Annotated in this window: 5 protein-coding genes; all 5 read left to right on the top strand. The window is 72.6% G+C overall.

What is annotated here, in order from left to right; genetic code table 11:
- The coding region (locus tag ABZU52_RS31275) for a SagB/ThcOx family dehydrogenase (protein ID WP_354974525.1) at positions 1-664 on the top strand (664 nt) is incomplete at its 5' end.
- A 41-nt stretch (positions 665-705) separates the two neighbouring features.
- Positions 706-3,477: a lantibiotic dehydratase gene (locus ABZU52_RS31270; RefSeq protein ID WP_354974524.1), complete on the top strand. Its 2,772-nt coding sequence runs from the start codon at positions 706-708 to the stop codon at positions 3,475-3,477.
- The gene (locus ABZU52_RS31265) at positions 3,474-4,523 is read left to right on the top strand and encodes a lantibiotic dehydratase C-terminal domain-containing protein (RefSeq protein ID WP_354974523.1); all 1,050 of its coding nucleotides are present in this window, start codon (positions 3,474-3,476) and stop codon (positions 4,521-4,523) included. The genes ABZU52_RS31270 and ABZU52_RS31265 overlap by 4 nt, the downstream gene beginning before the upstream one ends.
- Positions 4,520-5,776 carry a M50 family metallopeptidase gene (locus ABZU52_RS31260; RefSeq protein ID WP_354974522.1) on the top strand — a complete coding sequence of 419 codons (1,257 nt, stop codon included), beginning with the start codon at positions 4,520-4,522 and terminating at the stop codon, positions 5,774-5,776. The genes ABZU52_RS31265 and ABZU52_RS31260 overlap by 4 nt, the downstream gene beginning before the upstream one ends.
- A gap of 287 nt (positions 5,777-6,063) precedes the next feature.
- Positions 6,064-7,026, top strand: coding sequence for a hypothetical protein (locus ABZU52_RS31255; protein ID WP_354974521.1), 963 nt, complete (start codon positions 6,064-6,066; stop codon positions 7,024-7,026).
- Positions 7,027-7,050 lie beyond the last annotated feature (24 nt).

Genomic DNA, 7,050 nt, shown 5'->3' with positions numbered 1-7,050 from the left:
CCGGCCCCTGACGGCCGACCCGGTGGCGCTGCCCGCGCCGGAGCTGGACCGCCTCGCCCGTCCGCTCTCCACCGTCCTCGCCGCCCGCAGCAGCAGCTTCGGCCGGTTCCGCCGCCCGCCCGAGCTGACCCTCCAGGACCTGGGCACCACCCTCGCCGTGGCCGCTGCCGGCGGGCGCTACCAGGCCGACGTCAAGCGGCCCGACGGCGGGCCGGCGCTGACCCGGCTGTGGGTCTTCATCAACCACGTCGACGGCCTTGCCGCCGGTGCCTACGCCTACTGCCCCGAGCGGCACGCCCTGCTGCCCGCCGACGCCGAGCCGGTCACCGACATGTCCGCCTTCCTGCAACAGCAGTACTTCCTGATGAACTACACGATGGGGCAGGTCGGCGCGGTCCTGGCCATCTCCGGTCGGCCCGACGCGGTGCTCGACGTCCTCGGCCCGCGGGGTTACCGGATCCTCAACGCCGAGGTCGGAACCCTGGCACAGCACGCCTACCTGGCCGCCACGGCGCAGGGCCTCGGCTGCGGCGCCGTCCTCGGCTTCGACAACGTCGCCATGAACACCGCCCTCGGTCTCGACGGGGGTGACGAGCGGACGGTCCTGTTCCTGTTGCTCGGTCGACAGCCCGAGACATCGGCCGACCTGGCATTGCGGCTGTGACGTCCCCGCTGCCCCCCGAGGGGCCGACGAAGGAGAGACCAGTGACCGTGTCCCTGCCCGCCCGAGCGGCCACCCCCGTGTCCTGGCGGATGCCTCGGGTCTTCATGCTGCGTACCGCCGGGTTGCCGCTGGAGGTGGCCGACCGGCTGGCCTTCGACGAGACCGCCGCGTGGGCGCGCGGGGTGTTGGAGCGGGAACGGCGACTCGACGCCGCGGGCCGCGAGCTGGCCGACGCGTTGCAGGCGGCGGTGGCCCGCAACCGGAACGACGGCCGGCTGCGGCAGTCGCTGATCCGGCTGCGACGTGACGTGTTCAACCGGCGTCGGCCGCGCGGGGACGACGCGGCGACCGCGTCGCCGGAGGCACTCGGCCCGGACACCCACGCGGCGCTGCGGCGCTGGTTGACCGACCTGGGGGAGTACGAGGTCGAGCGGAGCCGGGGCGGGGCGGTGCTCGACGCGGAGCTGGCTACCGGCAGGGCGGTGCTGCGCACGCTCGCCGACCATCCCGGGCTGCGCGGCGGGATCCAGTTGGCGTCCCCCTCACTGGACGCGTACCTCCCCGACTACCTCGCCCGCTCGGCCAGCGGCGCGGAAGGCAAGCGGACCCGCCGGATGGAGCGCTCGCTGCTCGAGTACGCCTACCGGACAGCCTGCAAGACCAGCCCGTTCAGCCGCCTCACCACCGTCAACGTCGGCAGCCTCACCGACTCGGGCGGCGGCCTGCTGGACGTACGACCGACCGGCGAGATCCGGGGGAGCGCCCGACTCAACCTCGCCGCACTGGGCCGCCTGTCCGCCATCGTCCTGGCCGACGAGAAGCTCTGCGCCGACCTGCCAGTCGCCGTCACCACCGGCTGGCGCATCGACCGGGGGCGGCTGCGCTACCTGCGCCGGCGCCGCACCAGCTCGGACGACGGCGACGCCGCCGTCACCCTGGAATCCATCCACGAGTCGCTGTTCATGCTGCCGACCGGTCAGGTGCTGCACGACATCCTGGCCGCGCTCGACGGCGGCCGGGCCCCCCGGCTGGCCGACCTGGTCGCCGAACTGGCCACCGACGGACGCCCGGACGCGGACATCGAGGTCTACCTGCGCCACCTGCTGCGCGTCGGCCTGCTCGTGGTGCCCAACCTGCACCTCGACATCCACGCGGACGACCCCGTCGAGGGCTACCGGCGGGCGCTGCGGGAGATCGGCCAGGACTGGTCCGACCGGCTGGCCGAGCGGGTCGCCGCCGCGAACGGCCTGGTCACCCGGTTCCCCGACGAGGACATCGCCGGTCGCCGCCGGTTGCTCGCCGACATCCGCGCGCAACTGGTGGCCGCGCACACCGACCTGGGCCGCGCCGAGGTGCCGGTGCCCCGGACCCTGGTCTACGAGGACACCAGCATGCGCACCCGTACCCCGGTCGTCGCCGACCGGGGGCGGTGGGAGAGCGATATCGTGCCGGGCCTGCGCGCGTTGGCGCGGATCATGCCGGTGTTCGACATCAACCTGCCCCGGCGCCTGGCCACCAAGGGCTTCTTCCTCGCCCGTCACGGCGCTGGCGGACGCTGCGACGACCTGCTCACCTTCGCCCACGAGTTCCAGCAGGACTTCTTCGAGCACTACAGCGGCCGGATGATGCGCCGCCGCGCCTTCGACGCCGACAACCGCTACGTGCGGCAGGAGAACTGGTTCCGGCAGGAGGAGATCACCGCGCTCGACGACGCGCGCGTCGAGATGGCCCGGCGGGTGAACGAGGCGTACGCGGCGCTGCCGCCCGACGCGGAGGAGCTGGTCCTCGACGACACCGTCCTGGCCGACATCGCGGCACGGGTGCCGGACACGCTCGGAGTGCTGGACCCGCGCTCCTTCTTCCTGCAACTGGCCGACCAGGGGGAACGCCGCCGGGTGGTGGTGAACCGGGTCTACTCCGGCATGACGCTGCTGTTCTCCCGATTCGCGCACCTGTTCGCCGACGAGCGGCTCGCCGACACCCTGCGCACCGAGCTGTCCCTGCTGCAACCCCCGGGCGCGGTGCTCTGCGAACTCAAGGGCGGCTACGACGCCACCAACCTCAACCTGCACCCGGCGGTCACGCCGTACGAGCTGGTCTGCCCGGGCGAGGTGAGCTTCCGGCCGGCGGCGGAGCAGATCCACCTGGACGACCTCAGCGTGGAGCACGACGCCGCCACCGACCGGCTGCTGCTGCGCTCACGTCGCCTGGACGCCGAGGTCATCCCGGTCTACCTCGGGTTCCTGTTGCCGATGGCCCTGCCGGAGGTACAGCAGGTCCTGCTCACCTTCGCGCACGTCGGGATGGCCCAACCGGACCTGTGGGCGGGAACGAGCGTCCCGCTGCCGGGGCGGGGCATGGTCGGCTACCCGCGCATCGTCCACGGAGACCTGGTGCTGCAGCGGCGCATGTGGAAGCTGCACCCGGAGCACCTGCCCGCCCCCCGCGCGGCCGCGGCCGGCGCGGCGGACTGGTTCCTCGACTGGCAGCGGTGGCGGCGGGACAACGGTCTGCCCCGCCGCGTCTTCGCCACCCCGGAGGGCGGCCCCGCGGCCCCGGCCGACGGCGACGACACCCGGCCGGCGGGGAAGGCCGGTGGGCGGCCCGACCACAAGCCGCTCTACGTCGACTTCGACAGCCACTTCAGCCTGGAACTGCTGGAGGCCACGGCCCGCGGCGCGGGCAGCCGGCTGGTGCTCACCGAGATGCTGCCCGGACGTGACGAGCAGATCCTGCGCGACCCGACCGGCACCTACGTCACCGAACTCACCGTGGAGCTCAACGGCGTCCGAGACGGAAAGGCCCGCCCATGACCTCGTACCCCGACCCCGTGCAGCACCCCTGGCTCAGCGTGCACGTCTTCTACGCCAGCAACGCCAACCCGATGCTCGTGGAGGGCGTGCGGCCCCTGGTCGACGGGCTGCGGGCCGACGGTCTCATCTCCCGCTACTTCTTCATCAAGTACTGGATGGAGGGCCCGCACGTCCGGCTGCGGGTGCTGCCCGCCCCGGGCGTCGACCCGGTGCTGGTACGCGCCCGGGTGGACGCCGCGATCCAGGCCTTCCTGCGCCGCCGGCCGGCGCTCTACGAGGTCGACCCCGACGGGCTGGGCGGGCTGTACAAGCAGATGTACCTCGCCGAGTACGGCCAGCAGAGCTGGGACGAGCAGTACGGCGCCGACGGCAGCATGCCGATGCGCGCCAACAACAGCTACCACCACATCCCCTACGAACGGGAGTACGGCCGCTACGGCGGCCCGGTGGGCATCGAGATCGCCGAGTGGCACTTCGAGCAGTCCAGCGACGTGGTCCTCGACCTGCTCGCGATTACCAACGTGCACGTCCGGCCGGTCCTGCTGGGCCTCTCCGCCCAGCTCACCATGATGATGTGCACGGCGTTCCTCGACGACGACCGGCGGATAGCCGAGTTCCTGGCCGACTACCGGCGCTTCTGGGAGGTGTCGTACGCCGAGCCGAGCGACGACTACCACGCCAGCTTCGACGCCAGCTACCAGCGGATGAGTGGCACCCTCGGTGAGCGGCTGGGCGAGATCCGCGCCGTGGCCCGCGGCGGCGCCGGGGGACGGGCCGCCGGCATCGAGGGCCGCTGGTTGGCGCACTGCCGCGAGCTGCGGCACCGGGTCGAGGCGGCGGCGGGCAGGGGTGAGTTGGTCTTCCAGCGCGGCGGCGACGCGCCGACGGTCATCGCCGACGTGGACGCCGCACTGCCGATCCTGCTCAGCTCGTACGTGCACATGACCAACAACCGGCTCGGGGTGAGCATCCTCGACGAGATCTACCTGTCGTACGTGATCCGGGCGGCGTTGCTCGACGAGCCGGTCGCGGCCACACCGCGATGACCACCGCGGAGCAGACCTGGACCACGCCGCGGCTGCGCGCCGACGTGGTGCTCGGCCCCGCCCAGTGGCGCGACGGCAAACTCGTGCACCACCTGCTCGACCGGACGACCGGCTGGTTCTACCGGGTCGGGCCGCGGGAACACTTCCTGCTGTCCCGGATGGACGGCACCCGCAGCCTCGCCGACCTGGAGACCGAGTACGCCGAGGCGTACCAGCGCCGGCTCGGCCCGGCGAGCTGGCAGCAGCTGTTCGGGATGCTGCACCAGCGGCAACTGCTCGACGGGGCGACCGACACCGAAGCCCTCGCCCGGCTCACCGCCACGGCGGCGGAGAACGCGGCGCGGGCCCGACGCGGTCCACTCTCGGCGCGGCTGCCGCTGTTCGGGCCGGAACGGCTCTTCGACCGGGTGCTGCCCTGGCTGCGGCCGGTGTTCAGCTGGTGGTTCGTGCTGCCGGCGCTGGCGCTGGTGTTGGTGATCGCCGGGTACGTCGGCACGCACGTAACCGAGCTGGCCGCCGTGCTCGACAGCGGTGGCCGTGGTCTGGTCGGCTTGGCCGTCTCGATGGCGATCACCTGGGTGGTGGTGTTCCTGCACGAGTGTGCACACGGTCTGACCTGCCGGTACTTCGGCGGGCGGGTGCCCGAGATCGGGGTGATGTGGCGCTTCCCGCTGCTGGCCCCGTACTGCAAGGTCGACGACCTGGTGCTGTTCACCCGGCGGCAGCGGGTCGCCGTCGCGTTCGCCGGGATCTTCGTCAGCATGCTGGCCCTGACGCCGGCCGCCGTGCTCTGGTACGCCGGGCCGCGCACCGGCGTCGTGCACGCCACCGCCGGTTCGGTGCTGCTGTTCGGCACGGCCACCGCCGCGATGAATCTCGTGCCGGTCCTGCGCCTGGACGGCTACCACATGCTCGGCCACGCCCTGAACCTGGTGGACCTGCGCGGCGACACCTACCGCTTCTGGGGGCGGCTGCTGCGCGGCGGACCCGCGGCCGTCCGCTACGGCCGGCGCCGCGACCGGGTCACGTACGCGTCCTACGGGCTGCTGTCCGCGGCGTTCCTGGCCACCGTGCTGGTCCTGCTGGTGCACTACTGGTACGTGACGCTCGCGCGGTGGGTGGGCGGCGGCTGGTCGGTCGCGATCCTGGTGGCGGAGGCGCTGCTGATCGTGGGGCTGCTGGGGGTCGTGGCCCGGCGTCGGAGCGGGCAACGCGTGGATGCGCCGTCGACGGCGGCCGGGGGGGACACCTGACCCGCTCAGCGCACCATGGACACCGGCAGGGACACGCGAGGCAGGCGAACTCGGTCATGGCGGGCGCCACGGCGTAGTGGGCCAACGGTCTGGACCCGGCATCGGCCGGGTAGTGCAGGTCGATCATCAACGTCCGTTCGCGGTCCCGATGCCACGGATCACGGCGGTCGTGATCTACCAGCCGCATCCGGCGCACACCCACGTCATGCGGCCCGGTGGGCGGCGGGAGGACCGGACTGAACGTGTCCCGCCAGCCATCGGTGTCGCCGTGCCGAGGGAGCACGACCATGGCGACCCCGGCGAGCAAGAACGCCACCACGGTGGCTCGGGCCAGCGGCTCGTGGCTCGGCGGGCGCGACTACCTGTCCATGCTGCGCCGAGGCAACAAGGTTGCCGCCATCTGGGCCGCCGGTGGCCATTTCGCCGGCTACTCCACCGCCCAGCGCCTCATCCGGGAACGCCCGATCCGTAGGCGCAGCATCCGGATCTTCTCGGTGCACTCCCCGCTGGACGAGCTGGTGCGCGGCGTCGGCGACTTCAACCCGACAATCCTCAACGGGTACGCCAGCGCCATCTCGTTGCTGGCCCGCGAGCAGCGCGCCGGCCGCCTCGACCTCCGCCCGGTCCTGGTGATCACCTCGGCGGAGAGCCTGCCGCCGGAGGAGCGCGCCCGCATCCGGGAGACCTTCTCGGCCAAGGTCCGCGACCAGTACGCCTGCTCCGAGTTCATGGGGCTGGCGCACGGCTGCGAGCAGGACTGGCTGCACGTCAACGCCGACTGGGCGATCCTGGAGCCGGTCGACGAGGAGTTCCGCCCGGTGCCGCCCGGCCAGCCGTCGCACACGGTGCTGCTCACCAACCTGGCCAACCGGGTGCAGCCGATTATCCGCTACGACCTCGGCGACAGCGTGACCATGCGGCCGGACCCGTGCCCGTGCGGCAACCCGCTGCCGGCGGTGCGGGTGCAGGGTCGTACCTCCGAGGTGATCGCCTTCCCCGGCCCGGACGGCCGCACCGTCGAGCTGCCGCCGCTCGCGCTCGGCGCCCTGGTGGACAGCACCGCCGGGGTTCGGATGTTCCAGGTCGTGCAGACCGACCCCCGACGTCTCGCGGTGCGGCTGGTCATCGAGGACGACGTCGACGCCGGCCAGGTCTGGGAGCAGGTCCAGCGGGCGCTGCGCGGCCCGATATGTCCGTCTGGTGATCAGCGACGGCCCCGTGCTCGGGCCGGATACCCCGTCTCGGCGTGATCAACACGAGATGGGCGATGTCGG

The organism is Micromonospora sp. NPDC005220, from assembly GCF_040607895.1.
Classification (GTDB): Bacteria; Actinomycetota; Actinomycetes; order Mycobacteriales; family Micromonosporaceae; genus Micromonospora.
The sequence above is the reverse complement of the archived record's forward strand: the minus strand, read 5'-3'. Positions and strand labels throughout refer to the sequence as shown.

Excerpts from the sequence above, each read along its gene's own strand:
- ABZU52_RS31260 (WP_354974522.1), top strand. The coding sequence starts at position 4,520 with ATGACCACCGCGGAGCAGACCTGGACCACGCCGCGGCTGCGCGCCGAC.
- ABZU52_RS31265 (WP_354974523.1), top strand. The coding sequence starts at position 3,474 with ATGACCTCGTACCCCGACCCCGTGCAGCACCCCTGGCTCAGCGTGCAC.
- ABZU52_RS31255 (WP_354974521.1), top strand. The coding sequence starts at position 6,064 with ATGGCGACCCCGGCGAGCAAGAACGCCACCACGGTGGCTCGGGCCAGC.